Genomic DNA, 548 nt, shown 5'->3' on the forward strand with positions numbered 1-548 from the left:
CTATGACTCGCTAGAAGAGTACGCGAAAGAGCTGAATATCAAATATCACGATCGCGTTGAGTTGATTAAGCACCACCAGGTGGTCGAAATGCTTGAGAAGCGTGTGAACGATCTTCAAAAAGAGTTGGCAAAGTTTGAACAAGTGAAGAAGTTTAAATTGTTACCAAGAGCTTTCTCTATGGATGATGGTGAGTTAACGCCAACTCAAAAACTTCGTCGTAAAGTCATCAATGACAAATACCAAGATGAAATTGAAGAAATGTATAAGGAAAAGTCGGATAAAAAGTAACTTAAGCTGACTTAGATTTTATATTGATGAAAAAATCCCCAGTGATGTGATCGCGCATTGCTGGGGATTTTTGTTTGTATTGATTTTTTCTGTTCTGCTCGTCAAATAACGCTATTTCGCACCCTGTAGCTAAAAGCTTATGAAATAATGTTCTTTTTTTAAGCGTTAATTTTTTAGGTTGTACTGTGAAATAGGAGATGTGTGGCTGCTATTCCTACTAACATTCTAATTACTAGTATCTTGTTTAAAAAGTAGACCA

The 548-nt window shown here is 35.9% G+C and carries 1 pseudogene; it reads left to right on the forward strand.

Annotated elements, in window-relative coordinates:
• Positions 1-289 (forward strand): annotated as a pseudogene (locus IQR33_RS30060) (long-chain fatty acid--CoA ligase); the annotation flags it as partial.
• Between the last annotated feature and the right edge of the window lie 259 nt (positions 290-548).

Origin of the sequence: Vibrio sp. OPT46, assembly GCF_015163535.1 — a bacterium.
GTDB lineage: Bacteria > Pseudomonadota > Gammaproteobacteria > Enterobacterales > Vibrionaceae > Vibrio > Vibrio alginolyticus.